Origin of the sequence: Vibrio sp. ER1A, assembly GCF_000733315.1 — a bacterium.
In the GTDB taxonomy this organism is placed as follows: domain Bacteria; phylum Pseudomonadota; class Gammaproteobacteria; order Enterobacterales; family Vibrionaceae; genus Vibrio; species Vibrio mediterranei.
Window position 1 is genome coordinate 196,662 of the sequence record NZ_JPJA01000094.1, and the last position, 24,678, is coordinate 221,339.

General features: G+C 42.6%; 32 protein-coding genes and 1 pseudogene. 21 read left to right on the forward strand and 12 right to left on the reverse strand.

Going from position 1 to position 24,678, the window contains the following annotated elements:
• Window positions 1–140: 140 nt before the first annotated feature.
• Together HW45_RS24180 and HW45_RS24185 are read left to right on the forward strand one after the other, a co-directional pair.
• Window positions 141–557: a GNAT family N-acetyltransferase gene (locus HW45_RS24180; RefSeq protein ID WP_038230407.1), complete on the forward strand. Its 417-nt coding sequence runs from the start codon at window positions 141–143 to the stop codon at window positions 555–557.
• A 24-nt stretch (window positions 558–581) separates the two neighbouring features.
• Window positions 582–1,328 (forward strand): phosphotransferase enzyme family protein, encoded by a 747-nt coding sequence (locus HW45_RS24185; protein WP_038230409.1) that lies wholly within the window; start codon window positions 582–584, stop codon window positions 1,326–1,328.
• A gap of 6 nt (window positions 1,329–1,334) precedes the next feature.
• Here HW45_RS24185 and HW45_RS24190 read toward each other — a convergent pair whose 3' ends face one another.
• A complete protein-coding gene (locus HW45_RS24190; protein ID WP_038230410.1) occupies window positions 1,335–1,892 on the reverse strand; it encodes a hypothetical protein in 558 nt (185 codons plus the stop codon).
• Between the two features lie 327 nt (window positions 1,893–2,219).
• On the opposite strand from HW45_RS24190, the gene HW45_RS24195 reads away from it, so the two are divergent.
• From HW45_RS24195 to HW45_RS30080, 12 genes and pseudogenes are all read left to right on the forward strand, one after another.
• A complete protein-coding gene (locus tag HW45_RS24195) occupies window positions 2,220–3,911 on the forward strand; it encodes a mechanosensitive ion channel family protein (RefSeq protein ID WP_038230412.1) in 1,692 nt (563 codons plus the stop codon).
• 112 nt (window positions 3,912–4,023) lie between these two features.
• Entirely contained in the window at window positions 4,024–4,224 is a 201-nt protein-coding gene (locus HW45_RS24200) for a hypothetical protein (protein ID WP_038230415.1), read from the forward strand.
• Window positions 4,225–4,298: 74 nt separating this feature from the next.
• On the forward strand, window positions 4,299–4,595 hold the full coding sequence (locus HW45_RS24205) for a Dabb family protein (RefSeq protein ID WP_038230417.1): 297 nt from the start codon (window positions 4,299–4,301) through the stop codon (window positions 4,593–4,595).
• Window positions 4,596–4,602: 7 nt separating this feature from the next.
• Complete coding sequence (gene arfB, locus HW45_RS24210) at window positions 4,603–5,016, forward strand: alternative ribosome rescue aminoacyl-tRNA hydrolase ArfB (protein WP_038230418.1); 414 nt, start codon at window positions 4,603–4,605, stop codon at window positions 5,014–5,016.
• 19 nt (window positions 5,017–5,035) lie between these two features.
• Window positions 5,036–5,497, forward strand: a complete 462-nt coding sequence (locus HW45_RS24215; protein WP_038230420.1) for a GNAT family N-acetyltransferase — start codon at window positions 5,036–5,038, stop codon at window positions 5,495–5,497.
• 31 nt (window positions 5,498–5,528) lie between these two features.
• A complete protein-coding gene (locus tag HW45_RS24220) occupies window positions 5,529–5,879 on the forward strand; it encodes a hypothetical protein (protein ID WP_038230423.1) in 351 nt (116 codons plus the stop codon).
• A 21-nt stretch (window positions 5,880–5,900) separates the two neighbouring features.
• Window positions 5,901–6,323: a GNAT family N-acetyltransferase gene (locus HW45_RS24225; RefSeq protein WP_038230664.1), complete on the forward strand. Its 423-nt coding sequence runs from the start codon at window positions 5,901–5,903 to the stop codon at window positions 6,321–6,323.
• A 112-nt stretch (window positions 6,324–6,435) separates the two neighbouring features.
• Complete coding sequence (locus tag HW45_RS29095; protein WP_006074186.1) at window positions 6,436–6,627, forward strand: CPXCG motif-containing cysteine-rich protein; 192 nt, start codon at window positions 6,436–6,438, stop codon at window positions 6,625–6,627.
• A 65-nt stretch (window positions 6,628–6,692) separates the two neighbouring features.
• Entirely contained in the window at window positions 6,693–7,295 is a 603-nt protein-coding gene (locus HW45_RS24230; RefSeq protein ID WP_038230426.1) for a LysE/ArgO family amino acid transporter, read from the forward strand.
• A gap of 38 nt (window positions 7,296–7,333) precedes the next feature.
• Window positions 7,334–7,702 carry a GFA family protein gene (locus HW45_RS24235; RefSeq protein ID WP_038230429.1) on the forward strand — a complete coding sequence of 123 codons (369 nt, stop codon included), beginning with the start codon at window positions 7,334–7,336 and terminating at the stop codon, window positions 7,700–7,702.
• A gap of 11 nt (window positions 7,703–7,713) precedes the next feature.
• Window positions 7,714–8,280 (forward strand): annotated as a pseudogene (locus HW45_RS30075) (GNAT family N-acetyltransferase); the annotation flags it as partial.
• A gap of 30 nt (window positions 8,281–8,310) precedes the next feature.
• A complete protein-coding gene (locus tag HW45_RS30080) occupies window positions 8,311–8,757 on the forward strand; it encodes an HAD family hydrolase (RefSeq protein ID WP_327196433.1) in 447 nt (148 codons plus the stop codon).
• Between the two features lie 4 nt (window positions 8,758–8,761).
• On the opposite strand, the gene HW45_RS24245 is transcribed toward HW45_RS30080, so the two are convergent.
• On the reverse strand, window positions 8,762–9,628 hold the full coding sequence (locus tag HW45_RS24245; protein ID WP_038230432.1) for a fructosamine kinase family protein: 867 nt from the start codon (window positions 9,626–9,628) through the stop codon (window positions 8,762–8,764).
• A gap of 178 nt (window positions 9,629–9,806) precedes the next feature.
• Here HW45_RS24245 and HW45_RS24250 point away from each other — a divergent pair, with 178 nt between their 5' ends.
• Window positions 9,807–10,151: a DUF3802 family protein gene (locus HW45_RS24250; RefSeq protein WP_006074176.1), complete on the forward strand. Its 345-nt coding sequence runs from the start codon at window positions 9,807–9,809 to the stop codon at window positions 10,149–10,151.
• 64 nt (window positions 10,152–10,215) lie between these two features.
• Here HW45_RS24250 and HW45_RS24255 read toward each other — a convergent pair whose 3' ends face one another.
• Window positions 10,216–10,686: an NlpC/P60 family protein gene (locus HW45_RS24255; RefSeq protein ID WP_006074175.1), complete on the reverse strand. Its 471-nt coding sequence runs from the start codon at window positions 10,684–10,686 to the stop codon at window positions 10,216–10,218.
• A gap of 145 nt (window positions 10,687–10,831) precedes the next feature.
• Between HW45_RS24255 and HW45_RS24260 the strand changes: the two genes are divergently transcribed.
• The gene (locus HW45_RS24260; RefSeq protein WP_038230434.1) at window positions 10,832–12,871 is read left to right on the forward strand and encodes a methyl-accepting chemotaxis protein; all 2,040 of its coding nucleotides are present in this window, start codon (window positions 10,832–10,834) and stop codon (window positions 12,869–12,871) included.
• A 2-nt stretch (window positions 12,872–12,873) separates the two neighbouring features.
• On the opposite strand, the gene HW45_RS24265 is transcribed toward HW45_RS24260, so the two are convergent.
• A complete protein-coding gene (locus HW45_RS24265) occupies window positions 12,874–13,686 on the reverse strand; it encodes a sterol desaturase family protein (protein WP_038230437.1) in 813 nt (270 codons plus the stop codon).
• Window positions 13,687–13,755: 69 nt separating this feature from the next.
• Here HW45_RS24265 and HW45_RS24270 point away from each other — a divergent pair, with 69 nt between their 5' ends.
• Both HW45_RS24270 and nagK read left to right on the forward strand, forming a co-directional pair.
• Entirely contained in the window at window positions 13,756–14,502 is a 747-nt protein-coding gene (locus HW45_RS24270; RefSeq protein ID WP_200874598.1) for a tRNA-uridine aminocarboxypropyltransferase, read from the forward strand.
• Between the two features lie 151 nt (window positions 14,503–14,653).
• On the forward strand, window positions 14,654–15,562 hold the full coding sequence (nagK, locus tag HW45_RS24275; RefSeq protein ID WP_006074168.1) for an N-acetylglucosamine kinase: 909 nt from the start codon (window positions 14,654–14,656) through the stop codon (window positions 15,560–15,562).
• Window positions 15,563–15,628: 66 nt separating this feature from the next.
• On the opposite strand, the gene yegS is transcribed toward nagK, so the two are convergent.
• Both yegS and HW45_RS24285 read right to left on the reverse strand, forming a co-directional pair.
• Window positions 15,629–16,531, reverse strand: a complete 903-nt coding sequence (gene yegS, locus HW45_RS24280; protein WP_038230439.1) for a lipid kinase YegS — start codon at window positions 16,529–16,531, stop codon at window positions 15,629–15,631.
• A gap of 45 nt (window positions 16,532–16,576) precedes the next feature.
• Window positions 16,577–17,380 (reverse strand): Cof-type HAD-IIB family hydrolase, encoded by an 804-nt coding sequence (locus HW45_RS24285; RefSeq protein WP_006074164.1) that lies wholly within the window; start codon window positions 17,378–17,380, stop codon window positions 16,577–16,579.
• Between the two features lie 148 nt (window positions 17,381–17,528).
• Here HW45_RS24285 and queE point away from each other — a divergent pair, with 148 nt between their 5' ends.
• Window positions 17,529–18,209: a 7-carboxy-7-deazaguanine synthase QueE gene (gene queE, locus HW45_RS24290; RefSeq protein ID WP_038230441.1), complete on the forward strand. Its 681-nt coding sequence runs from the start codon at window positions 17,529–17,531 to the stop codon at window positions 18,207–18,209.
• 17 nt (window positions 18,210–18,226) lie between these two features.
• Window positions 18,227–18,913 (forward strand): 7-cyano-7-deazaguanine synthase QueC, encoded by a 687-nt coding sequence (queC, locus tag HW45_RS24295; RefSeq protein WP_038230442.1) that lies wholly within the window; start codon window positions 18,227–18,229, stop codon window positions 18,911–18,913.
• A gap of 33 nt (window positions 18,914–18,946) precedes the next feature.
• On the opposite strand, the gene HW45_RS24300 is transcribed toward queC, so the two are convergent.
• From HW45_RS24300 to HW45_RS24315, 4 genes are all read right to left on the reverse strand, one after another.
• Entirely contained in the window at window positions 18,947–19,306 is a 360-nt protein-coding gene (locus HW45_RS24300) for a DUF2750 domain-containing protein (RefSeq protein ID WP_006074158.1), read from the reverse strand.
• Between the two features lie 121 nt (window positions 19,307–19,427).
• Window positions 19,428–20,051, reverse strand: a complete 624-nt coding sequence (locus tag HW45_RS24305) for an OmpA family protein (protein ID WP_006074157.1) — start codon at window positions 20,049–20,051, stop codon at window positions 19,428–19,430.
• Between the two features lies 1 nt (window position 20,052).
• Window positions 20,053–21,378 (reverse strand): TolC family outer membrane protein, encoded by a 1,326-nt coding sequence (locus HW45_RS24310; RefSeq protein WP_038230444.1) that lies wholly within the window; start codon window positions 21,376–21,378, stop codon window positions 20,053–20,055.
• 384 nt (window positions 21,379–21,762) lie between these two features.
• Window positions 21,763–22,953 (reverse strand): class I SAM-dependent methyltransferase, encoded by a 1,191-nt coding sequence (locus HW45_RS24315; RefSeq protein WP_038230445.1) that lies wholly within the window; start codon window positions 22,951–22,953, stop codon window positions 21,763–21,765.
• Window positions 22,954–23,103: 150 nt separating this feature from the next.
• On the opposite strand from HW45_RS24315, the gene yccX reads away from it, so the two are divergent.
• On the forward strand, window positions 23,104–23,379 hold the full coding sequence (yccX, locus tag HW45_RS24320) for an acylphosphatase (RefSeq protein WP_038230446.1): 276 nt from the start codon (window positions 23,104–23,106) through the stop codon (window positions 23,377–23,379).
• 4 nt (window positions 23,380–23,383) lie between these two features.
• On the opposite strand, the gene HW45_RS24325 is transcribed toward yccX, so the two are convergent.
• A complete protein-coding gene (locus HW45_RS24325) occupies window positions 23,384–23,713 on the reverse strand; it encodes a TusE/DsrC/DsvC family sulfur relay protein (RefSeq protein WP_038230450.1) in 330 nt (109 codons plus the stop codon).
• A gap of 146 nt (window positions 23,714–23,859) precedes the next feature.
• Entirely contained in the window at window positions 23,860–24,522 is a 663-nt protein-coding gene (locus tag HW45_RS24330) for a Bax inhibitor-1 family protein (RefSeq protein ID WP_038230452.1), read from the reverse strand.
• Window positions 24,523–24,678 lie beyond the last annotated feature (156 nt).

Consider the following 24,678-nt stretch of genomic DNA (forward strand, 5'->3'; position numbering starts at 1 on the left):
TTTTTAATTATGTAGTTACTGCTTGTAAAAGCAGTAGCAGAAATGGAGTCTAAATATCCTTGTACCTGAAAGAAGGCTCTAGACAAAAACAATGACCTGAGTAAAAAGGAGTAACTCAAGTGAGCGTAACTTTCCGCGAGATGCAAATCGCCGACTACGATAACGTGATGACTTTGTGGCGGCAAACTGATCATATGGTGATTCGAGAGGCGGATAACCGCGACAACATCATTGCTTATCTAGATAAAAATCCGAATATGAGTTTTGTGGCCATCCTACATGGAGAAGTAGTGGGTGCTGTCTTAGCAGGAACAGATGGGAGGCGTGGCTACCTGCAGCATTTGGCGGTTGCATCCCAGCATCGTGGAAAACGAATAGGTAAAACATTGGTGGAGAAAGTGACGGACTCTTTTGCTCAAATTGGTATCGAGAAAACGCACTTATTTGTTAAAGCTGACAACGAGGCTGCACAAGAGTTTTATCGTTCTATGGGGTGGGAAGTGCGAAAAGAAGTCAAAATGTATTCATTCAATGCCTCTGCAAACGTCGATATTTAATTTTAACCTTAATGAGTGAAACCAATGAGCCCCATTGTAGTAAAAACCGACACGGTTATCAGGCCTGCAAGTCCATGGTCTCGTTCTGTACATATTTTCCTTAAGTTTTTAGAGCAGCAAGGCATCCATTACGTTCCTAAAGTACTCGCTCTGGATAACGATAATGAGACACTTTCATTGGTAAAAGGCAAAACATTTAACTATCCGTTACTTGAGGAAATAGCCAGTCTACAGGCACTGGAAACAGCGGCGAGACTGCAAAGGCGGCTTCATGACGCGAGTGTTGGATTTATTGAGCAGTATGACGTCGCACGTTTAGATTGGATGCTGAGCTCAGACACTGAATCTGAAGTTATGTGTCATGGGGACTTTGCACCCTACAACGTGGCGTTAGAGGCGAATAATGTCGTCGGGGTATTTGATTTTGATACCGTTCATCCAGGCTCAAGGTTGTGGGATTTATCGTATTCTGTCTATTGCTGGGCACCTTTCAAAACCAACTCGGTAGATAAACTTGGTGATATCGAGCAACAAGTGGGTCGAGCAAAAGCATATTTGGATGTTTATGAAATAGATACAGCAAGTCGATTGAAATTGGTTGAAACAATGGTGTCTCGTTTAAGGTATCTCGTCAGTTTTATGGAAGACAAGGCCGACAAGGGTGATCAAGGTATGCAGCAATGCATAGAGGAAGGTCATAGGCGCAGCTATCTCAACGATATTGATTATCTGCTGCGCAACTCTGATGTGATTACCGGTGGAATTCAGTAGATTCAGCTAATCAGTAAGCGACTGGTTCACTTTAGCGCGAATAACTCTGGCTGTAACAGTTGCTGATGCTCCGCCATCAGACAGTACATGTAGAGTGAACTCGGGGTCCATATCACCAGAAGACCCTTGTGCTGCGGCGCTGCCTGCAGAGGCTTCCGCTCCAATTTCAAATTTCCACTCGCCGTCTTTCCAATCATCGACCAATTCTTGTGTGTTTAGTAGAATCAATACTTTGTATGAGCGAGCACCCCAACCAGCACCGAAGTCAAGTCGTTTAACCGTGAAGTAGATGTGTGGCTCAGTACCTTTTATTACCATTACGCCTTCGCCGCCACCAACACCCACAACGGGTACTTTGGTCACCTTCATGTTTGCAACACCGTAGGCCAATGCTTCATTCATTTGAGCTTGCAGGTGTGGTTCTTTTTTTAGTAACTCCGATATAGTGGTTTGCGCCATTTTGTCGAGTTCATTCTGCGCGGCTATTTTTTGTTGTTCACTCAATGATGAACATCCACTGGCGATGAGAATAGTAGCTAGGAATAATAATCGGCGAAACTTCATGTTACATCCTCACCTTAATGTGATGAATTAAATCGAACTAATCTGTGGCACGCATAATAGGGTAGAACACTAGCTGATAACAATGGCCGTGAGGTAAAAATCTGGCATTTTATAATTTGAGAAGGATAAAGCGCATTGGCTTCGTATTACATAGAGTGTTGTCAGAATCTACCCAGGCATAGTCAAGAGTTTTCATGTGTATGACACCGAACATCAGTGTATTGGTGATCATGTCGTCAATCTCTATCTAGAGATAAGTCTATAAACGATTTTATGACCTATCATTATAGCAATTAATCTAAACCTAACACTTTCAGGGAGTTGTGAATGAGTGTTTGTTTCCCTCAATCTTTTAGAGCCAATACCATTGTGGCTTTTCTCATATTGTTACTGTCGCTGTTTAGTGGTGGAGTGCAAGCTCAAACAGAATCGCAAACAGAGGTTTCTCCTTCTAAAGCACAAGTTGCTTTGGACAATATCAATGCTGAAATACGTGATCTTTCTGAAACTCTAAAAGCGTCAAGTGGTGATCAGAAGGATGCAATTCAATTCCGACTGTTCAATAAAAATAATGAACTAAGGGATGTGATAGGAAAAGCCGTTGAATCGGGAAGCTTACCTAAAGAAATGCTCATTGAGCAGGTGCGATTTCAGCAAAAGTATACTGAAGGCGCGAAAACTTACCTAGAAGACAAGTTAAAAGCTGTTAGCGAACAGTTTAATAGTGCGAAGGCCGAGAACAAACTCTCTATCCTTAACACCTATAGCGAAGTTCAAGAGTACCTGAGTGCCACCTTTAACGCAGGTTGGCAAAACCTAACGTGGTTAAAAAAGTTAGGAGTACCAGACGAAAGTGGTGAAGCACAATTTGAAGTACTAGTCGCGAAAAACCTGAGGTTAACGTCAGCGTCGATTGAATATTTCAACCAGCAGGTAGAGGCGATCAATTCTCAGTTGGCATCGGCGCCAGAAGGAGATAAAGCTGCGCTTCAAACTAGTCAGTTAGTGCTCAAGCAGCGTATTGGCATTGAGACTGACAGTCTGCGCAATTTAATCGTATTGGGTGATGATGTTGGTTTAGAAACGTCTGAGTATAAAAGACAAGTATTCTCTGTTACTGGCAATATCACTCAAGACATTTTGGACTCAAAAGTGTTGATTTCGCTGCTGAGCCATTGGTGGAGTGCCGCCGTCGATTGGTTAGGCGATAATGCGCCGCAGCAACTATTCCAAGTGTTTATTTTCATTCTTATTCTTTTCGTAACACGTGCGATTGTAAAGCTAGTGCGAAAGATTGTGACAAAAGCAGTTCATAACAAGAATTTGAAGCTCTCTCACTTAATGCAAAACTTCTTTGTGTCTATGTCGGGCAATATTGTTTGGATTATCGGTATCATGGTTGGGCTGTCACAGATAGGGCTTAACTTAGCGCCTATCTTGACGGGTTTCGGTATCGCGGGTGTGATTATTGGTTTTGCTTTACAAGATACATTATCGAACTTCGCAGCAGGTATGATGCTTCTTATCTATCGCCCATTTGATGTTGGCGATTTCGTTTTTGCTGGTGGTGTAGATGGCAAGGTAAGTCATATGAGTTTGGTCAATACCACAATTCGCACCTTTGATAACCAAATCATCATTGTTCCTAACAGTAAGATATGGGGAGACGTCATTAAAAACGTTACTCACGAGCGTACTCGTCGAGTGGATATGGTGTTTGGTATTGGTTATGGAGATGACTTACTCAAAGCTGAATCAGTTCTACACGAGATTATTGAGGCGCATCCTGCGGTTCTTAAATCGCCAGAACCTAACATTCGAGTTCATACTCTGAATACTTCATCGGTAGACTTCATCGTTCGACCTTGGGTTAAAACGGATGATTACTGGGATGTATATTGGGATGTGACTAAAGAAGTTAAATTACGCTTTGATAAAGAGGGCATTTCTATACCTTTCCCTCAACAAGACGTGCATTTACATATGGTGGATAAATTGAAGTCTGAGTCTAACGCTTAGTATCAACACAATTATTCATTGATAGGGCTCTAATTTCATAAATTAGAGCCTTTTTATTATCTGTAATATTGGTTATTAAATAAGTTGAATATAAAAGCTCAGAGGTACGATTATGACGGAAGAAAATACAAATAATAGCGAAGTGACAGTCGTAGACATCAAAATGCCATTTCTATCTATGGTGATATTTATGGTCAAGTTCGCCATAGCATCAATACCAGCTATGATCATCCTTGGGTTGATATTCAGCCTCTTTGGTATGATCTTTGGTGGCATTTTTAGCGGCTTTCATGGCGGAATGGGGCACTACTAAAATGTCCTTGTCTAGTCACTGTGGTTGAATTTCTGTAGTATCGAGTGATTGATTCGCTAAGTAGAACTCTAGTAATGATTAGACATATCTTGTTGATTCGATTCAACGAAAAAGCAACAGAGCAAAGCATTAACGAACTTATGGCTTTGTTTGAGGCTATGCCCCAAAAAATAGCAGGAGTGGAAGCGGTAGAGTGGGGTGTGAACGATAGCCCAGAAGGTAAAAATAAATCCTATACGCACAGCGTAATGATGACATTCAAGGATGAAAATGGTCGACAGAACTATCTGCCTCACCCCGAACATGATGCTCTAAAATCGGTGTTCAGACCGATTTTAGACGACATTATCGTATTCGATTACTCAGTTTAAGTTCAGCATGTTACAGATTTCTAATACGGTAACGTTGGCAGATTGGGAAATCGAGCTAAATGCAATTCGTTCGATGGGGAGCGGTGGTCAGAATGTTAACAAGGTTTCCTCTGCTATCCATCTACGTTTTGATATTAGACGCTCGACACTACCCGCGATATATAAAGAACGTTTGCTTGCAAGCAACGACTCTAGAATCTCTAAGGATGGTGTCATTGTGATTAAAGCGCAATCACATCGTACTCAAGAGAAAAACCGGGAAGACGCACTTACGAGGCTAGCTGATTTGATTCGGTCAGTGATGGTCGTGCAAAAGAAACGTCATGCAACAAAGCCGACTCGTTCATCGCAAATAAGACGCGTGGATAATAAGAAGAAGCAAGGGCAGAAGAAATCCCTACGTGGAAAGCCATTATTGTAAATCTAGTTAAGGAGAGAAAGTGAAAATAATTAAGGATGATTTGACGGGACCAGAAATCAAAGCCCTTTTACAAGCTCATTTGGATGATATGTACGCGACTTCTCCACCAGAAAGTGTCCATGCTCTTGACATTGAGGCTCTTCGCCAGCCAGAAATTACGTTCTGGACTGCATGGTTTGAAGATGATTTGGCAGGATGTATAGCCTTAAAAACCATTGAGTCGGGACATGGTGAAATAAAATCGATGCGCACGACAGAGAGTGCTCGTGGCAAAGGAGTAGCAAGAAAACTGCTGGCTCATTTAACCAGTAAGGCCGCAGAAAATGGCTTGACGCGACTGAGTTTAGAGACAGGAACGGAGGCTTTTTTCGAACCAGCAAGAAACCTATATCAAAGAGATGGCTTTGTAGAGTGTGAACCATTTGCTAGCTACTCGCTTGACCCTAATAGCGTGTTTATGACGAAATCGCTGACAAGATGAGCATCATCGGATTGAAGGAAGCCTTTTGAGTATGGGCTCTCTATTTCGCTTTGTTCTCATAGCGAATATAAGTTCGGGGATTGTGGTTTGCTTAGCTGGCTATATTTTCCCTATGTTGAAAACATCCGAACTTTCTGATTTCTCATTTTACGTCGCTATCGTGTTATGGGGCGTGGCTGGTTTGGCGTGGGATGGCGGAAGAATAAGTCGAACCTATGACGTCGATGTTGTGTCACAAAAGATGAGAGCAATGGTTAAAGAGCATTATCTTGAAGCTGAAAAACATAAGCACTATCGACAAAACTACTCTTTTGGTTTTTCTTTGTTTGTTGCAGGCGTTTTTCCTTTGCTCCTTTCTGCAGTTCTGACTTGGTTAAATTAAGAAGTAGGTAATAATAACGTGGTGAAAATATCTTTAGTCGAACTCGAACAGGTCCTACCTATTCGTCAGCACGTTCTGTGGCCCGATTTACCAATAGAGAGCTCGCTGGTAGAAGGAGATAACCGAGCGATACATATCGGCGCATCTGTGAGTAATAAGTTGGTCTGCGTTGCTTCGATATTTATCGATGGTAATCAAGGTAGGTTGCGTAAATTTGCAACGCTTCCTAATTACCAAGGTCAGGGTATTGGCTCACAGGTCATCGAGTTTGTCTTGAACATGCTTGAAAGGCAAAATATTGAGGTATTTTGGTGCGATGCAAGGGAGTCTGCGCTGGATTTCTATAAGAGATTTGGAATGGTTATTGAAGGAGACATATTTTACAAAAAAGGCGTGGCATACAAAAAGGCGTCGTTAGTTTTATCAACGCTAAGATATGAGTAGCAGCACTGCGTTAGTATTGAGCACCTTGGACGACAAATATCTCTGACTGCCATATTTGAGTATCTCTTTTTACGATTCTACACTTTGATAAAACCTACCATGAGTGTAATCGATGGAAGCATTAAAAGAGTGGCGAGTAAACTGCCCGTATTGTGGGGAGGCTTTTGAAACATCAATTGACTGTTCCGTTGATGAGCAAGAGTATATTGAAGACTGCTATGTATGTTGTCGACCAATCTTGTTTGAGGTCACATTAGACAGTGATGATGTGTTTGTAACAGTAAGACACGAGAACGAAACATAGCTTGAAATTCAATTAATTACGCGTTACAAGATAACCTCTCCTCGATAAAGGATTGTGAGGTTTACTTGGATGTAACGACTTTTTTGACAGGCTTTTCCTTGGGTCTGTCGTTGATACTTGCAATTGGTGCTCAAAATGCGTTTGTTCTAAAACAAGGGCTAAAGAAACACTATGTATTTGCAGTGTGTTCTGTATGTGCAGTTTCTGATGCCATTCTCATTTCTGCGGGTGTCGGCGGCTTCGGTGTCATTATTGAACGGTTTCCTCAAATCGAAATAGTAGCTCGTTATGCGGGGGCTGCTTTTCTTACTGTATACGGGATCCAAATTTTGCGTTCTGCTTTCAAAAGCAAACATCAACTCGACCCTAAAGGTGATTCAAGTGCAAGTTTGCTAAAAACCATTCTGATTTGTTTAGCGCTAACTTGGCTAAACCCACATGTCTATCTAGATACCGTTGTTTTGCTAGGCTCTATTTCCACCCAATATGCTCCGAATCAGTTCTCTTTCGGGCTCGGTGCCGTGATGGCTTCCTTTGTGTTCTTTTTCTCCTTGGGGTACGGTGCTCGACTGCTAACGCCTATCTTTCATAAACCAATATCATGGAAAGTATTGGAGCTCTTTGTTGGTACTATTATGTTATCCATCGCCCTTAGCTTGATTTTGTAACCTAGCTAGATATCGTTAATGTAAACAGGGAAGAAATAATGTCTCACCATAACGCGCAATGTCATTGCGGAAATATAACTCTCAGTTTTGCCAACTGGCCGGCGAATTTAACAAGTTGCAACTGCTCTGTATGTCGTCGTTATGGAACATTATGGGGCTATTATGAGCCTGATTCGGTGACAGTTTCAGTATTACGTCAACCGACAAAGGCGTATCAATGGGGTGATGGTTTTATCGACTTTCACCACTGTCCAGAATGCGGATGCGTGACGCATTACACTTCAACGGATAAATCGCCAACCCAGAAAGTTGCTATCAATTTCAAAATGGTGACCCCAGAAGAGACAAGTACCATACACATTCGCTATTTTGATGGTGCAGACAGTTGGAAGTATCTTAATGATTAGACGGGATTTCGATGAATAATACCAAACTAAGGTTTCAGGATATTACCTTACGCAAGGCATCAGCCGAAGATCTAGAGCCGCTTTATCAACTTATGACGGCTGACGAAGAGTGGACGAAATACAACGGCCCTTACTTCGGTTATGTTCGGCCAACATTATCTGAATTTAAGCAGCAACAGTTCCATAAGTTCCTAGCTGGTGACACAGGCTTGGTTATAGATTATTTGGGGCGAGCAATAGGCAGTGTCAGCTATTACTGGGAGGATGAAAACACGCGTTGGCTTGAAGCTGGTGTGGCCATTTACGACTCATCACTTTGGGGCAGAGGCATTGGACTGAAAGCACTGATTCCATGGGTTGAGCATCTTTTCGCAACAATGGAGATCGAGCGAGTAGGCTTTACTACTTGGTCTGGAAACCCTGGAATGATGCGATGTGCTGAGAAACTTGGAATGACGCAAGAGGCAAGGCTGCGCAAAGTTCGCTATTACTTAGGTGAGTACTTTGATTCGATAAAGTACGGAGTCCTGCGTGAAGAGTGGCAAGAGCTCTACAAGTGTTGGTTGAGTCGAGACCGAGTGTACTTGTTTGATTGGGGTGACACTCTAATGGTCGATGACCCTACACAAATTGGAAAAATGTGTGATTGGCCAAATGTTGAAGTAGTATCTGGCGCATTGGAGTTGTTGTCAGCGCTTTCTAAGCAGCATCCCATTTATGTTGCAACTAATGCACAAGATTCTAATGAAATCGAGATAAAACAGGCGTTTGAACGTGGTGGTTTGGCTCAATACATCACTGGCTACTTCTGTTTTAACAATCTTGGTGTTTCAAAAAATTACCCAGAATTCTATCAGCTCATTGCAAGCAAATTAGGTATCCCAGCTAACAAGTTGACGATGACAGGCGATCAAAGGGACAAGGACATAGTACCTGCGAAATCCGTTGGCTTAGTCACCAACTGGTTTAATTCTAGTGGTGTGTCACCCGAGCCTCATGACGTTAGCTTCGCCTCACTGTTTGAGATACTAGATAAAGAGATGAAGTTCGAGTAAACCTCTAAGAGGCTTGAATCGTTGAGATCAGCTCTTCAGCTTGGTCTAGGTAGCTACCACCAAAAAGATTACAGTGATTGAGCACATGATAGAGATTATAGATGTGTTTTCTATACTCAAACATGGGCTCAATGGGCAGTACACTTTCGTAACCGTCATAAAATTCCTGCCTGAAACCACCAAAGAGTTCTGTCATGGCAAGATCGCACTCTCGATCTCCCCAATAACTGGCAGGATCATAACAAATAGGCCCAAAGGCTGAGTTAGCCACATTGCCGTTCCAAAGGTCGCCATGCAACAAAGAAGGTTTAGGATTATGGCCTGAGAGCTGCTCGTTGATAAGGGAGACAAACTGGTCGATATCGGTAAAGCTGATTTGTTTCTCTTTAAGTAGCTGCAGTTGCCAGCCTATACGTTGTTCAGAGAAAAAGCGGGACCATTTTTTATGCCATTGATTGGGTTGTAACGTAGCACCAATATAGTTGTCTTGATCAAAGCCAAATTCGGCTTGTTCGGCCCATTTGTGCAGTTTTGCTAACTCAATTCCAAACTGATGACTGGCAGTACTGACGTCTAAAGGTTTGACAGGGATGTAATTAAGAATAATGAACGCGCATTCTTTAGTTTTGCTAATTAACACCACCTCGGGTACATGAACCGTATTGGTGTCACGGAGCGCTTTGAGGTTATCCGCCTCAATCTCAAATTTAGCAAGGAAGTCTTTGTGATTGGTTTTCACGAAGTAACGCTGATCACCATCGCTAATCATATAGCATTGGTTAATATCGCCACCGCTCATTTTGACACGTTCTTTGATAGAAAAGTTGAACATGAGTGCATCGGATAGCTGATCTGAAATCGCTTGCCACATAAGTTACTCCCGTCTGCCAATCTATGGCTAGTGTAGAACAATATTGACTACATAACATACTGCCAGCGCACAGAATCATTGACGTGCAGCGCGATTTTTCGCACTAGTTCTTACAAACGTGAACTAGGTTTGCTATGTTTAAGTTCTTGTCATTTAAACAATTGCTAGGAGTTCAGTCGTGGTTGTAGATACTGACGGCTATCAGGCATTAATCGAACATCTCGCCATGAATCTTGATGTATTCACTTCAACTTCTGGAGATACGGGCGAAGAAACAATAGAAGATGTGTCCACGGACATGGTCGCGTCCAACATTATGGTGTTGTTTGAACAAAACCCAGAACTTCATTCAAGTGTGCGATTTAAGTTGCTAAAAGAAGTAGATTTAGTGATTCAAGACTTAGAAGAAGTATTGGCTGGAGTTTGGAACAAGCCGGCCACCAATGAGCAGGTTGCATTTCTTGAAGAGTATATAGCGTTAGTCAAAAATCTTTTTGATACTGCTGTTGCAATATATGATTAAAGAAATTAACAAAAGGATCGTTCCCTCTCAGGATATTTTATTTCTTTGAGAGGGAGGCATTCTATTACTGAATATTTCTAAAATGCCAAAATGTTGATGCCCAATAAGGATTGTCGAGTCGAGAAAGGACCACACCTTTAGATGTTGAGGCATGCATAAATGTATTCCCACCTAAATAAATACCTACGTGTCTAGTTTTTCTTCCCGTTTTAAAAAACACTAAATCTCCGCTTTGAGCATTATTGTAAGCTACTTTGTGACCTATTTTAACTTGCTGCGCAGTGGTTCTGGGTAAGCTAACAGCATAAGCATCTTGATAGACAGCCTGTACAAATGCCGAGCAATCGACTCCAGAATAATTGGTGCCACCAAGTCGATAAGGAACGCCTTGCCATTTCTTGTATTCAGCCAAAAATGGTGCATTTTCAGCACTTCTATAATTAACTTGTGTGTGTGGTGCTTGGCTTGGTTGGCTTGAACAAGCCGTCAATAATGCCACTATACCGTATGGAATCAATAATTTAACAATTTTCATCTGTCACACTGCTTACATTTATGTGTAATAAATATGTCATTAACGGCCTCTACCATTTCCGAATAATTTTATACCAAATTAACGGTTTGTACTATTTATCCGCAAAATTTGGTCGCAATTTTACGATTGATGCAACGGAATCGCTATGACATCGTCAACACAACGAAAACGTCCAACCTCAATAATTCACTCACTCAGCGCAATATTCATTTTAATCTGTATCTTCTTTATTGCTCTAAGTTGGCTAAGTTCAAGTGGATTAACACAAGTAAAACATCAATTCGATAATTTATCGGATCGCGTACTCCCTCTGGCAATGAATAATGCAGCCTTAACACAAGATACGTTGGAACAAGTAAAGTTACTGAACTATGGAAGCCAGTTATCTTCTGAGGCAGAATTAAATGCTATCCAGGAACGTATCAACTTGCTGACTAGCCTTAGTGAAACCCGGGTCAATAGTCTGTTCGAGATTGCAAAAAAGATAGATAGTGCCATGACTCAAGATCAAAGAGCTCAACTCAGGGAAAAAATAGCTGAATTGCAATCCGTTACTGAGTCCGTATTGGCGTTTCAGTCTCAACTCATTGCAATGAAAGGTCGTATAGATAAGCAAGTGACGGGATTCCGTTATGGGTTAAGTTCTATTGGCCCTGAAATGAATCGTATTAGCCTAATTCTGTCTCAAGACAATCCATTGTCTTTAGATGCGGCAAGTCGATTTATTGCGAGTGCTAGCTCAATGGAGAGCACGTTCTTAGTCATGATGATGCAAGAAGAACTGAGTAAAGCGAAAAGTGAATATCGTGAAATGCGTAATCGAATCGCTGGAATCAACCTAGCATTTGCAGACTTCTCTGATTGGCACCCTGAAGTCAAAGAGTTTGCTAGCCTGATTGCACCATATGAAATGGTTCAGGACGGATTTAAACAAAGTGGTGTACTAAGTCAAATACTCGACAGGCTAGAAGTGGTTGAAAAGCAAAAAGTGGAGTTGGAACGTGCTGTTGTGATAGCCGATGAGACGGTACAACTCCTACAGCAAATCTCTGATACTGCCTCGACACTAATAAAAGATAGTCAATCCGTAGTGAATCATACTCTTGATACAACCTCACAATGGTTAATTGCTGCTACAACATTTCTAATTGCAACAATCGTCGTAATCTTCTTCTCTCTGCGTCGATGGATAAATCGACCTTTAAAGAACATCATCTCTCAATTGAAAGGGCTCACAGAATACGAACTAACGGGCAAAGTGATGCTAGCGGGTCCTGCTGAAATGCAAGATATCGCCAGAAAGTTGAACCAAGTTATCGAATCGACTCATGATTCAATTGAGGTGGTAACGAGAAACTGTGAAACACTCTATCAAACGGCTGAAATAAGTCACGGTGCGGCAGAGGAAAGTCGTCTGAGTTTGCGTTCACAAAACGCCTCCCTAGATAGCATGGTGACAACGATTACAGAACTGGAAGCATCGATTAAGGAGATAGCTCAAGTGACGACCGCGTCGTTTAACGATTCTCAACAAGCGGATAGTTATGCAAATCTTGGTTTGGAGGCGGTATCTGACAACCAAGAACGACTTCATATGTTGGATACGACTTTAGGCAACAATGAAGCGTCAATGACTGAGTTAGATGGCAAAGTGAAGCAGATACAAGAGATGGTAGATATGATCAGTGGGATTGCTGATAACACAAATCTATTAGCATTAAATGCGGCTATTGAAGCTGCAAGGGCTGGCGAGAAGGGTAGAGGTTTTGCTGTTGTGGCGGACGAAGTTCGTAAACTCGCTAGTGATACTTCTGCACAAACCACAAATATTCGACAAATGATGTCGGAGCTCATCCAAGCAGCCCAAGACTCACGTCAATCGGTTGTCGAGTCACGCAAAGAAATGTCTTTTGCTTTGGAATCCAGCGAGCGAGTAAAAACGTCTTTTACTGACATCGCCAATTCAGTGAATCAGATCCGTAACAGAGCAGAGCAAGTTTCTGTGGCTACTGAACAACAGGAGCGTGCCACGGCTGAAGTGGGCCGCTCAATCATTCAGGTTACTGAGCAAGGTGAAAATTCGAGCATGCAATTGGAGTCCATGGTAGAAAGTGCTGAGCAAGTAGCGGAAATTGCAGGCCACCAACAATCGATGTTACATAAATATCAATTGAACCAAGCCTAGTTCTACTGAGAATGACTAGCGTCGTTCTCATCGTTCCTAAAAGGTTGGGTAAGCAGTTTGTCCAACCTTTGTTCTCTTAGCTCGACAAAGGCTGGAATACCGATTACCACGCCATCATGCCCTAACTTAGGTTGAGCGCGATAAGTTCCAAACCAGATGTCCCAGATGGATAGAAAGAAGCCAAAGTTGGAATGAGTTTCTTTGACGATCTCCGAGTGATGAACACGGTGAAAATCCGGTGTCACGATAACTTTTCTCAGCAAGGCATCAAACTTCAAAGGCAACTTGCCGTTGCTATGGTTAAACATCGCACTGGCATTGAGTACAATTTCGAAAATAAGCACTGCGATTGGAGGTACGCCTAAGGCAATCACGATCACTATTTTTATCCACATGGAGAGGATGATTTCAATAGGGTGGAATCGAGAACCTGTGGTGACGTCGATATCCCGATCAGCGTGATGCATTCTATGCAATCGCCATAGGATTGGAACGCGATGAAAGACTATATGTTGGAAGTAGATTGCTGCATCCAACAGCACTACGCAAAGTGGGGCAATTAACCATGTGCTAATTTCGAACTGGTTAAAAAGCCCAACACTATGTTTCTGAGCGAAGAGTGCAGCTTCTATGGCAAGAAGTGGCATGACTAAGGCGAGAATTAGAGAGTTAAGGCCAACTAGGCTGAGATTGTTGGTCCAACGCAAACGTCGTGTTCTTGTACGTTGTTTTCTAGGTACACACCACTCCCACACCGCACAAATTATGAGTACAGAGAGAAAGATCGACAATCGAATAGAGTCACTGTGTTCCATTGAATAGGGTTTCCCTTTTACTTACAAAGTGTACCAGAGTAGAATCCCGCCACCTTTCGCTAGAATACCATGAAAATGAGACGTCACGCCTTCCATAAAATGTACGATGAGCGCCTAGCCGCGGCAACTAAACCATTTAAGGCTCGTGGAGCGAAAGTCATACGTTGTAAAAGCTGCCAAATTGCGCAGCAGTATTGTATTTGTGAGTACCAGCCAAAACCGAGCAATGACTTTGCAGTGTTACTGTTGGTTTCTGATGCAGAAATTCTAAAGCCAAGTAATACAGGCCGCCTGATACTTGATACGGTCGAAGAAGGCTATGCGTTTCCTTGGCATCGAACTGAAACTCAACCAGAACTCCTTGCACTGCTAAAAGATGAGACCTATCAACCAGTCATAATCTTTCCAGAAGATTATGTTGATGATAAAAAGCGTTTAATCGATCAAAACCAGTTCGAAGTAGAGGGAACTAAGAAACTCTTGTTTATCCTTTTGGATGGCAGTTGGCGTGAGGCTAGACGTATGTTTAGAAAGTCACCATATCTCAATCATTTCCCTGTGTGTTCGATTAAGCCTGATGCTTTGTCTAACTATATGATGCGAAAGTCAGAAAACGAAGATCATCTTGCTACCGCAGAAGTTGCGAGTATTGTCTTTGAGCAATTTGGGTCATTGCGTCATTCGATGATATTGAGGGAATGGTTCGCGGTTTTCCGCGAAAGTTACATGTTGAGCAAAACGCGTCTCTCTCCAGATTTATCGCGACCAGCACTGAATAATTTCATAGGTCTAATAAAAAACGAGAACTCGCTCTAAAGTTCCAGTTCTAATGTGATGGCTTGTTGAACAAGCAGTTCGAACAAGGGCATAAATCCGCTCTACGTCACGGTTTGAGGGGGTAGGGATATGGATAATGCCAACAGTTATCTATTTTTTGCCTCAAGTTGAGGTTAGCAAGGAGAGTTGCATGTATTACGGCTTTGATGTCGGTGGCACTAAAATTGAATTTGGTGCATTTAATGAAAAACTTGAACGCGTTGCGACAGAACGTGTACCTACACCAGGCGATGATTATCCGCTACTAGTAGAGACCCTAGCAGGCTTAGTGGCTAAATACGATGCAGAACTTGGAACCGAAGGTAAAGTAGGTCTTGGTCTGCCTGGTATGGAAGACGCTGACGACGGAACTGTACTCACCGTAAACATTGCTTGTGCGAAAGGCAAACCTCTGCGTAGTGACTTAGAAGCGAAGATTGGTCGCGAAGTGAAACTTGAGAATGATGCAAACTGCTTTGCATTGTCTGAAGCATGGGATGACGAACTGAAAGATGCTCCATCTGTAATGGGTCTAATTCTTGGAACTGGCTTTGGTGGTGGGTTGATCTACGAAGGCAAAGTGTTCTCTGGTCGTAACCACGTAGCCGGTGAACTAGGCCATATGCGACTGCCTATTGATGCTTGGTTCCACCTTGGTGAAAAAGCGCCGCTTCTTGATTGTGGCTGTGGTAAGAAAGGGTGCTTAGATAACTACCTATCTGGACGTGGATTCGAGCTACTTTATGCAAATTATTACGGCGAAAAGAAGAAAGCTATCGACATAATTAAAGCACGTGAAGCCGGTGACGCCGATGCTATTGAGTTCGTTGATATGTTCATGGAACTTTTGGCTATTTGTTTCGCTAACATCTTCACGGGCAACGATCCGCATGTGGTTACGTTAGGCGGTGGTCTATCTAACTACGACCTTATTTATGAAGAAATGCCTAAGCGTATCCCTAAATATCTAATGTCTGTGGCGAAGTGTCCGAAAATCGTCAAAGCGAAGCACGGAGATTCTGGTGGTGTTCGTGGTGCTGCATTCCTTAACATCAAGTAGTGTTGATTGGATTGAAAAAAGCGACCAGAAATGGTCGCTTTTTTGTTACTTGCATTAAGCTGAAAATCAGTGACTAACTAGCATTGGGCAGTGCTCTGGTAAAACCAATTGGATTGTGTTCGGCAGCACACAAAACTCGATATTGGTAGCTTCGATAGGTTCACCATCTAAATTTACAGGCATGATACCATCGGAAATCCATTCAATGGTTTTTACCTGATTACGTTTAACGAACGTTCCACTATAACCATCATCTTGCATCAACTCCTCAATTACGGCAGGGATATCGCTGGGGGTGAATTCCTCAAGCGACACCACATCTAAATAGCCGTCGTTGATAAAGGAGGTTGGAGAGAGCGCTTGGCCACCACCGGCCATTCTGCCATTGCAAATAGCGCCGACAACCACATTGCTTGTGACAGTTTGACCATCAAACTTAACCGTGCCTTTAAAAGGTTGGAAGTTGATGGCTTGAACGAGGCCTGCGAGCGTGTAAGCTCCTCCGCCAAGGAAGTTTTTTAGGGCAATAGGTGTGTTTGCTGTAACTTGCGCACCAAACCCAGCTGTAGCGATATTCACAAAGTGACGGTCATTCGCTCTCGCTGCATCAACTGGCTTAGACGTTCCCGAAACAGCTAATAGCAAGGCATCGTAAGCAGAATTGGTTGGGATGGAGCAGGCGGTCGCAAAGTCGTTAGCGGTTCCAAGTGGCAAAACCGCAACTTCCATTGTGGTGATATTGTTTTTTAGAAGTGCATCGACTACTTCGTTTATGGTTCCGTCGCCACCTCCAGCAATGAGCCGAGAGACGCCTTGATCCGCCGCTTCTTGTACTAATCTTTCAATATCGCCTCCTTCCCAAGTCACACGGACTTCTATAGGGTAACCTTCACCACGGAGTTGATAGATGGCTTCTCTAATATCATCTTGAGCAGCTTTCTTTCCGTTAAGTAGGAGGCGATAAGTCATATTTTTTCCTTAAAACAGTATGTTACCTAGTCAACACAATGAAAACTATAGCACAAACTTTTCAATGGCTTTAGCTACACCGTCATCGTCATTACTGTCAGTAATATAGTCGGCAATGGATTTAGTTTCTGGCATGGCGTTCGCCATCGCAACACCTTTACCAGCGAATTTGATCATATGATGGTCATTTTCTGCATCACCAAAACACATGGTTTGTTCGTACGGGATATTTAAGTGATCGGCAATAACTTTAACACCTTCACCTTTGTTGCTTAAAGGGTTCAAAAACTCAAGGAAGAATGGGGCGCTTTGTACAATGGTATAGTCGTCGTGGTAGCGCGCTGGGATTTTACCGATGCCCTCAGTTAGTTGAGCTGGCTCACCAACAATCATCGCTTTGATGATCTCGTGATCATCCTCTAGCTTATTAAAATCATAGATGGTGATATCTAGCTTATTGATCTCAGCTTCGTGGTCGGTGTAAGGATTCGCTTCTGTAGCAATCAAACCCAATTCGCGGCTAAAGGCATGGCAATGCAGGCCGAGCTGTTTCGCTAGGTTCGCTACTTCTTTAGCGCGACGACCATCGATGATTTGTTGATGAAGTATGTCACCTGATACTACCTTCTGTACAAAGGTACCATTGAAATGGATGACATAATCTTCTTCACCGTTCAAACCAAGCTCATTAAGGGCATCTAACATACCGTTGAGAGGGCGACCAGATGCAAGCACCACTTGGACGCCTTGTTGTTTGGCAGATTGGATAGCTTGTTTAGTACGCGGAGAGATTTTTTTATCAGATGTTAGTAGGGTTCCATCCATATCGATGGCAATGAGTTTATACACGTTACTTACCTAAAAAAGAAATAAATCAAACGCCTCTAGGATATGAAAAAGCGCGTTACACTACCAGAGATTTAGTATGACACTTTGTATTGAATTTCTTGGTCGCATCCTTTAAGGTCTGCTCATCTTATATAATTGGCATGATTTGATGAGTAATACTCGATTTAAAATCAACGAGATGTTTGAAACCATCCAGGGTGAGGGCATGTTTACCGGCGTCCCGGCGGTATTTATCCGACTTCAAATTTGTAACGTAGGCTGTTCGTGGTGTGATACGAAGCAGACATGGGATGCGAATAATGAAGACCAGCGTTCGTTTGGAGAAATCATAAGTAAACAAGGTGATAGCCCTACGTGGAGCGATGTCGACGCAGCGGAAATTGTGGCTATGTATCAATCGCAGCAGTTTAACGCAAAGCACATTGTGATTACTGGAGGCGAGCCTTGTGAGTATGATCTAACCGCGCTATGTGAAGCCTTTGAAGCCATTGGATGTCGTTGCCAAATCGAGACCAGTGGTACTTCAGAAATAAGAGTCACGCCAGCAACTTGGGTTACGGTGTCACCAAAAGTGGCAATGAAGGGAAAACTTCCTGTACTTTCCTCGTCGTTAGAACGTGCTGATGAAATCAAGCACCCAGTTGCGACGCAAAAGAACGTCGACCAATTAGATGAGCTTTTACAGGGTGTAGAGTTAAAGAGTGATGTGGTTATTGCGCTTCAACCAATCAGCCAAAAGCCACGCGCAACTGAATTGTGTATTGAAACTTGTATTCAGAGAAATTGGCGTTTATCAGTTCAAACACATAAATATTTAAGTATTGCTTAAAGGGCGAGGAGATATTGATGAACAAGGCAGTAGTCGTTTTTAGTGGTGGACAAGATTCAACAACTTGCTTAGTCCAAGCACTTGAGCAGTACGATGAAGTACATGCAATTACGTTTGATTATGGCCAACGCCATAAGCTAGAGATTGAAGTAGCGGAAGCATTGGCAAACAAGCTCAATGTGAAAGCACACAAAGTTATGGACGTTAGCTTGCTCAACGAGCTTGCGATTAGCTCATTAACTCGTGACGATATTCCTGTCTCACATGAGCTTCAAGAAAATGGTCTGCCGAATTCATTCGTGCCGGGTCGCAATATACTGTTTTTGACTTTGGCGGGTATTTACGCCTATCAAATCGGCGCGCAAGCTGTCATTACCGGTGTATGTGAAACGGACTTTTCTGGATACCCTGACTGTCGAAATGACTTTATCAAAGCTATGAATAGCGCTCTGGTGCAAGGGATGGACAGAGAGTTTGATATTGTTACGCCACTTATGTGGTTAGATAAGGCAGAGACATGGGCGCTGGCTGATAAGTTTAATGCGCTATCGTTAATCCGAGAAGAGACGTTAACCTGCTATAACGGTGTTATTGGCGACGGTTGTGGAGATTGTCCGTCGTGTGATCTTCGAGCGAACGGACTGAATCATTATTTAGAGAATAAGTCCCAAGTCATGGCTTCTCTGAACGAGAAGTCAGAATAAAAAAATAGAGGCTTAAAGCCTCTATTTTTTCGTTTACTTAGCGTTTAAGTACAACTTAGCGATAGCTGATGGTTCCATTTCCTTACCGTCTAGCTGACTGTTCCAGTTGGTACCGATTAACACACCATCTTCATCGAGAGTTAGTAGCCAATCTTCTACAAAGATATCAAGTGGGATGTGTAACACTTCAAAATCAGCCCACTCTTCAACGTTGTGTGTTTTTGCGTCTTCCTCAGACGACCAAAACGGCATAACTTCTGTGTTTTCGAACTCAGTAGAATCGCACGCTAACCAACCATCTTCATTACGCAGGCCCCAAACAAGCTGGTTTTGGGTGGTTTCCTCAATAAACAGGTTAAGGTTTTGTTCGATATCTGAAGTTAATTTACTCATCACTTTATACTCTTAATAAGAATTGCTACAAGGTTAGCATGAGATACCGAATATCTAAATGAAATAAAACAAAAAGAGCGCTAATACATAGCGCTCTTAGTTTAACTGAGTGAAGAGTGAACTATTTACCGATAGTAGTAAAGATAGTCCATTCTTTTTCTACTTCACCTTTATAACCAACAACGGAAGCAACCACTTTTCTGTTCATCGCATGTGCAAACTCGGTATCACCAAGCTCTTCTGGCTGGGTATCGCCATAGCCCACAATAGTTAGGCGTTCTGGGGCAATACCGTTGTTGATGATAGCTTCACGAACAACCTCAGCGCGATTCTTCGAAAGTACCAAGTTCTTCTCTGGGTTACCAACAACACTCGCATAGCCTTGAATTTCAATAGTGGTATCTGGGTATTCCTTTAAGAAGTCTGCCATTTGGCTGATTTGTGTTTGGAATACTGGCTTGATATATGTTGACGCGTTATCAAACAAAATTCTCAACGCCATCGTATTCGACACGTCGACATATTGTTCACAACCATCGTTATCTAACGCAGCGCCCTCCGGAGTTGCAATACATAAGTCGCGGGCATTAATAACGCCATCACCATCATCGTCGATTAAATCGGCTTTTTGATCGGCAAGAGGAGTTGCGATGTAGTCGTATTTATCATTTTCAGGCGTTGTTGCTGATGCAAAAAGCGGCAGAGAAACAAGGCCACATAGCAGTAATTTGGTCTGTAGTTTCATATTAATACTCCACCTTCTCGTTCCACTCTTTTGGAGTGTCAACTCGTAATGCTGCAAGTAAATCGCCAGTAGCATTCATCACTCGATAGCGAGCAAATTGCTCAGCGTATTTAGCGTCTAAATATCCTTTACGAGCCTCGAACAGTTCGTTTTCGGTGTTAAGAACATCAAGAAGAGTACGTTTGCCTATCTTGTATTGTTTTTGGTAAGCAACAACAGTGTCAGAAGCAGAGTCTACGTGATCTGATAAAAATTCACGTTGTTGAATGGTGAACTCTAAACCTGTCCAAGAGAGTTTTAATCCTTCTTCAACCATGCGGTAGGTTCTGTCACGGAAGTCTTTGGCTTTATTGAGTTGGTACGCTGCAGCTTCAGTACGATCGGAATCTGAGCCGCCGTTATATAAGTTGTAACGCATTCGAAGCATAGCGCGAGTTTCATTATCGGTACCTCTATTACCGTTGGCATCATCTCGCCAGTTGTGGCCCGCATCGATATAGAAAGTAGGGTAGTTAACCCCTTTAGTCTGTTGGTATTGGAAACGAGCAGAGTCTACATCAACCTGTGAGACCTTGATTACTGGATGGTGTTCCATGGCTATTTTTAGGGCGTCATCCACGGTTGGGGGAATAGCAACTTCATCAGCTCTAGGGTATTTGAGACCTAAAGGAGCTTGCCCTACTAAGCGTTTAAACTGCGTATGTGTATCGAAAAGGTTGTTCTGCGCGGCTAGTAAGTTACCATGAGCTTTTGCAATACGAGCTTCGACTTGTGAAAGGTCTGCGGTGGAACCAATACCTGAGTCAACACGCTTTTTAATGTCTTTATATATTTTCTTGTGTACTTCTAGATTAGCTTCGGAGAGAGCCAATATTTCGTAGGCTTTAGTTGCGTCGAGATAAATTTGAGCAACTTCAAGCGCAATATCTGAGGCATCCGCAAGTAATTGATATCTTACTGATTCTGCTTCTGCTGCAGTACGATCCATATCATTTAATATCTCGTTACCATCCCAAAGTAATTGGGTCAAACTAATGCCAATTTCTTTTCTTGTTAGGCTGTCATCCCTATTATTCAACTGAGGATTTTGATCTCGGTCATAATTGGTTCTTTCGTAGCCGATACCACCGTCCAAGTCGACTTTAGGTCGATACGCACCCACAGAAGCTTCTGCGTCATATCGTTTACTGACGTATTCATTATAAGCGGCTTTAATATCAGGGTTGGTAGCAAGTGTGTTTGCTACGGCTTGCTCTAATGTTTGACTGCTAACCGGAAGGCTAAGGGCTACAAAACAAGCGGCTGCTGTTAGAGTGAACCTGTTCAATGTTATTCTCCTTAATCCTTGGCTAGACGAATTGCTGATTTTTGGTTTTGAGCTCGCAAATTCATCACTTCTACTCACTACTATTTATTCGAGTCAAGTCATAAACTTAGGTAACGCACCATAGAATTACTATAGCGCACAACCTTGTTCTTTCAACCTAGCTCGATCACACCTTGAACCTAAAGAGGGATAGGTTCAGGCTAGATGTTAGCTTTGTTATACATTGCCACATACTATTGAAAATAGTAGAGAAATTCGTTAATTCAATTAGGGAAAAGGAAAAATGTCTTATTTTTGAGACAGTTCAATCAAAAAAGCCATTCTTTTCGAAAAAAGAAAGGCTTAGAAAATGTCATAGAGTCTTGACTCTAAAGTGCTTTAGGTCTAGAGAACTTTACAAGCAAACCCTTTCAAGTAGAAGCCTTCCGGGTAAGCGGTATCTGTTGGGTGGTCTGCGGCTTGTTCAAATCGTTCTACAAACTTAACTGAACGGTTAGCATCTACAGCGGCATCTGCGATTATTTTTTGGAATAAGGCACCGTCCATTAACCCTGAGCAAGAGTACGTAAGAAGGGTACCACCTGGCTTCAAGATCTGCATTGCTAGCATGTTGATATCTTTGTAGCCGCGACAAGCGCCATTGAGCTGAGCTTTCGATTCGGCAAACTTTGGTGGATCCATGATAACCACATCAAACTTGGTTCCTTGATCTCGGTATTCACGCAATAACTTGAAAACATCTGCATTGAGGAACACTGCTTTTTTCTTTTCGGTGAAACCATTCAGCTCGGCATTGTGTTTCGCGGTATCAAGCGCCAGTTGAGAAACGTCGGCATTAATGACACGCTTGGCACCGCCTTTTAATGCATAAAGTCCAAATCCACCGGTATAACTGAAGCAGTTTAGTACTTCTTTATCTTTTACATACTTCTGAGCTTGATAACGGCTATCCCGCTGGTCCAAATAGAACCCCGTTTTGTGACCGTTAATGATATCGACACTAATTTTTACGCCATTTTCTTCAATGACGACTGGTTTTGATGGTGTTTCTCCATGCAGTACGCCTGTACGTTCTTTTAATCCCTCTTTTTTACGAACCGATACATCTGAGCGCTCGTAAATAGAGCACTCTGGGAAGCACTGCGTAAGCGCTTCTACAAGAGAATCCTTTTGGAATTCTGCTCCAGCGCTTAGCAATTGGCAAACTAGGAAGTTTTCATAGCGGTCGATGGTAATACCCGGTAAGCCATCCGACTCTGCAGCGATTAAGCGATATCCGGTCAAGCCATCTCGTTCAATAATATCTTCCCTTAGTAACTGTGCTTGGTTTATACGGCTGACGAAAAAGCTAACGTCAATATCTTGCTTTTTGAAGCTCCATACACGTGCTCGAATCTGAGAGTTAGGAGAGTATGCGGCCTTAGCTAACCATTCGCCATTGCTAGCGAACACGTCGACTGTTTCGCCGAGTGACGGTTGGCCATCGACGTGAGAAATACCTCTAGAGAAAATCCAAGGATGTTTGCGTCGAAGTGACTTGTCGCGACCTTTAACAAGATGAATAGCTGGAGCCATGGGATGCCTTACGAAGTTGAAACAGTGAAAAGGTTGGCTATTTTGTGTGAAGATTCAAACAAATGCAAATAGAGTTCCGTTAACCTGACTTAGAAACTGTATAGATGAACTAAAATCAGCTTAGCACGCTGTTCATGCAGGAGAGAAGATATGACTCACATTTGTCAGAAGGTTGTCGTGAAAGGAATGGTTCAAGGAGTAGGGTTTCGTTACCACACTTGTCATGAAGGGTTAAAATTGGGACTGACTGGGTACGCTAAAAATTTATATGATGGCTCGGTTGAGGTGGTTGCGTGTGGTGATCAAACCAAAGTTGAAGCTTTGTTTGAATGGTTAATGCAAGGCCCAAGGACCGCAACGGTTGATTCGGTGACCAAAGAGCCTTGCGAACAAAGTACTGTTTACAGTGGTTTTAAAATTCTTTAAGAGCTTATAAGCACTTTGCAGGCTTTGGTAAACCCGCAAGTTTGGTAGCTTGCTTTGCCGGGCCTTTTTTGAACAGCTTGAATAGATATTTACTGTTTCCTTTTTCCGGACCATGCGCCTTTTCCATCGCTTTTACTAACATTCGTACCGCAGGTGAGGTGTTAAACTCCACATAAAAGTCGCGGACAAACATCACAACCTCTAGATGGGCATCGGTCAATTCAATACCTTCTTCTTGCGCTAGAGTTTCGATCATTGCTGGTTCCCAATCTTGATGATTGAGCAAATACCCTTCGGCGTCGGTTTCGATAGCTTTACCGTTAAATTCAAACATGTTTTTGATCTTGTAATTGAAACACGTGGCAAGGTTAGCCTAGTTACACGCTTTTTTTCAAGAGTGGTAGGGCGGTTTAATCAGTATTTAGATACAAAAAAGCCCAAGAACGTGTCTTGGGCTTTCCTTAACATCCAGCGACTTGATTAGTCGTCGTTCATAATACCTAGGATAGATAGTAGGCTGATGAAGATGTTGTAGATAGAGACATACAAGCTTACGGTTGCAGAGATGTAGTTAGTCTCACCGCCGCGAACAATTTGCTGAGTTGTAAGCAAGATAACACCGGTTGAGAACAGGATAAACATTCCGCTCATCGCTAGGTATAGCATTGGCATTTGTAGGAAGATGTTTGCAACCATACCTACCAATAGCACAACGAAACCAGCCAGTAGCATACCATTAAGGAACGATAGGTCACGTTTGGTTGTTAGTGCGTAAGCTGATGCGCTTAGGAACGCTAGAGCAGTACCACCTAGAGCGGTCACAATAACATCGCCCATACCAGCGCCAACATAAGCGTTAAGGATAGGACCGATTGTATAGCCTAGGAAGCCAGTAAATAGGAACGTAAATACCAAGCCCATGCTGTTGTTGCGGTTCTTCTCAGTAAGGAAAAGCAAACCGTAGAAGCCAACCAGCATAATAATCAAACCTGGACGAGGCAGGTTCATAGCCATAGAAAATGCTGCAACGACCGCAGACCAAAGTAGCGTCATAGATAGCAGCGCGTAAGTATTTCGCAATACTTTGTTAGTTTGCAGTACACTCGCTTGAGATGAACTGCGAGATACCATAGGATCGTTCATAATCTTCCTCATAGATGATTGTCTTTACTTATATGACTATTTATGGGGCTGTTTGTTCGAAAAATCAAGTCCACAAATACAAGTCATTGAACAAAATCATAATAAAAATAATTGGTTAAGTGTGTAGTAAGTTGTAACACGATATTTCTACGTTGC

Excerpts from the sequence above, each read along its gene's own strand:
- HW45_RS24180 (WP_038230407.1), top strand. The coding sequence starts at position 141 with ATGCAAATCGCCGACTACGATAACGTGATGACTTTGTGGCGGCAAACT.
- HW45_RS24185 (WP_038230409.1), top strand. The coding sequence starts at position 582 with ATGAGCCCCATTGTAGTAAAAACCGACACGGTTATCAGGCCTGCAAGT.
- HW45_RS24190 (WP_038230410.1), bottom strand. The coding sequence starts at position 1,892 with ATGAAGTTTCGCCGATTATTATTCCTAGCTACTATTCTCATCGCCAGT.
- HW45_RS24195 (WP_038230412.1), top strand. The coding sequence starts at position 2,220 with ATGAGTGTTTGTTTCCCTCAATCTTTTAGAGCCAATACCATTGTGGCT.
- HW45_RS24200 (WP_038230415.1), top strand. The coding sequence starts at position 4,024 with ATGACGGAAGAAAATACAAATAATAGCGAAGTGACAGTCGTAGACATC.
- HW45_RS24205 (WP_038230417.1), top strand. The coding sequence starts at position 4,299 with ATGATTAGACATATCTTGTTGATTCGATTCAACGAAAAAGCAACAGAG.
- arfB (WP_038230418.1), top strand. The coding sequence starts at position 4,603 with ATGTTACAGATTTCTAATACGGTAACGTTGGCAGATTGGGAAATCGAG.
- HW45_RS24220 (WP_038230423.1), top strand. The coding sequence starts at position 5,529 with ATGGGCTCTCTATTTCGCTTTGTTCTCATAGCGAATATAAGTTCGGGG.
- HW45_RS29095 (WP_006074186.1), top strand. The coding sequence starts at position 6,436 with ATGGAAGCATTAAAAGAGTGGCGAGTAAACTGCCCGTATTGTGGGGAG.
- HW45_RS24235 (WP_038230429.1), top strand. The coding sequence starts at position 7,334 with ATGTCTCACCATAACGCGCAATGTCATTGCGGAAATATAACTCTCAGT.
- HW45_RS30080 (WP_327196433.1), top strand. The coding sequence starts at position 8,311 with ATGGTCGATGACCCTACACAAATTGGAAAAATGTGTGATTGGCCAAAT.
- HW45_RS24245 (WP_038230432.1), bottom strand. The coding sequence starts at position 9,628 with ATGTGGCAAGCGATTTCAGATCAGCTATCCGATGCACTCATGTTCAAC.
- HW45_RS24255 (WP_006074175.1), bottom strand. The coding sequence starts at position 10,686 with ATGAAAATTGTTAAATTATTGATTCCATACGGTATAGTGGCATTATTG.
- HW45_RS24260 (WP_038230434.1), top strand. The coding sequence starts at position 10,832 with ATGACATCGTCAACACAACGAAAACGTCCAACCTCAATAATTCACTCA.
- HW45_RS24265 (WP_038230437.1), bottom strand. The coding sequence starts at position 13,686 with ATGGAACACAGTGACTCTATTCGATTGTCGATCTTTCTCTCTGTACTC.
- HW45_RS24270 (WP_200874598.1), top strand. The coding sequence starts at position 13,756 with ATGAAAATGAGACGTCACGCCTTCCATAAAATGTACGATGAGCGCCTA.
- nagK (WP_006074168.1), top strand. The coding sequence starts at position 14,654 with ATGTATTACGGCTTTGATGTCGGTGGCACTAAAATTGAATTTGGTGCA.
- yegS (WP_038230439.1), bottom strand. The coding sequence starts at position 16,531 with ATGACTTATCGCCTCCTACTTAACGGAAAGAAAGCTGCTCAAGATGAT.
- queE (WP_038230441.1), top strand. The coding sequence starts at position 17,529 with ATGAGTAATACTCGATTTAAAATCAACGAGATGTTTGAAACCATCCAG.
- queC (WP_038230442.1), top strand. The coding sequence starts at position 18,227 with ATGAACAAGGCAGTAGTCGTTTTTAGTGGTGGACAAGATTCAACAACT.
- HW45_RS24300 (WP_006074158.1), bottom strand. The coding sequence starts at position 19,306 with ATGAGTAAATTAACTTCAGATATCGAACAAAACCTTAACCTGTTTATT.
- HW45_RS24305 (WP_006074157.1), bottom strand. The coding sequence starts at position 20,051 with ATGAAACTACAGACCAAATTACTGCTATGTGGCCTTGTTTCTCTGCCG.
- HW45_RS24315 (WP_038230445.1), bottom strand. The coding sequence starts at position 22,953 with ATGGCTCCAGCTATTCATCTTGTTAAAGGTCGCGACAAGTCACTTCGA.
- yccX (WP_038230446.1), top strand. The coding sequence starts at position 23,104 with ATGACTCACATTTGTCAGAAGGTTGTCGTGAAAGGAATGGTTCAAGGA.
- HW45_RS24325 (WP_038230450.1), bottom strand. The coding sequence starts at position 23,713 with ATGTTTGAATTTAACGGTAAAGCTATCGAAACCGACGCCGAAGGGTAT.
- HW45_RS24330 (WP_038230452.1), bottom strand. The coding sequence starts at position 24,522 with ATGAACGATCCTATGGTATCTCGCAGTTCATCTCAAGCGAGTGTACTG.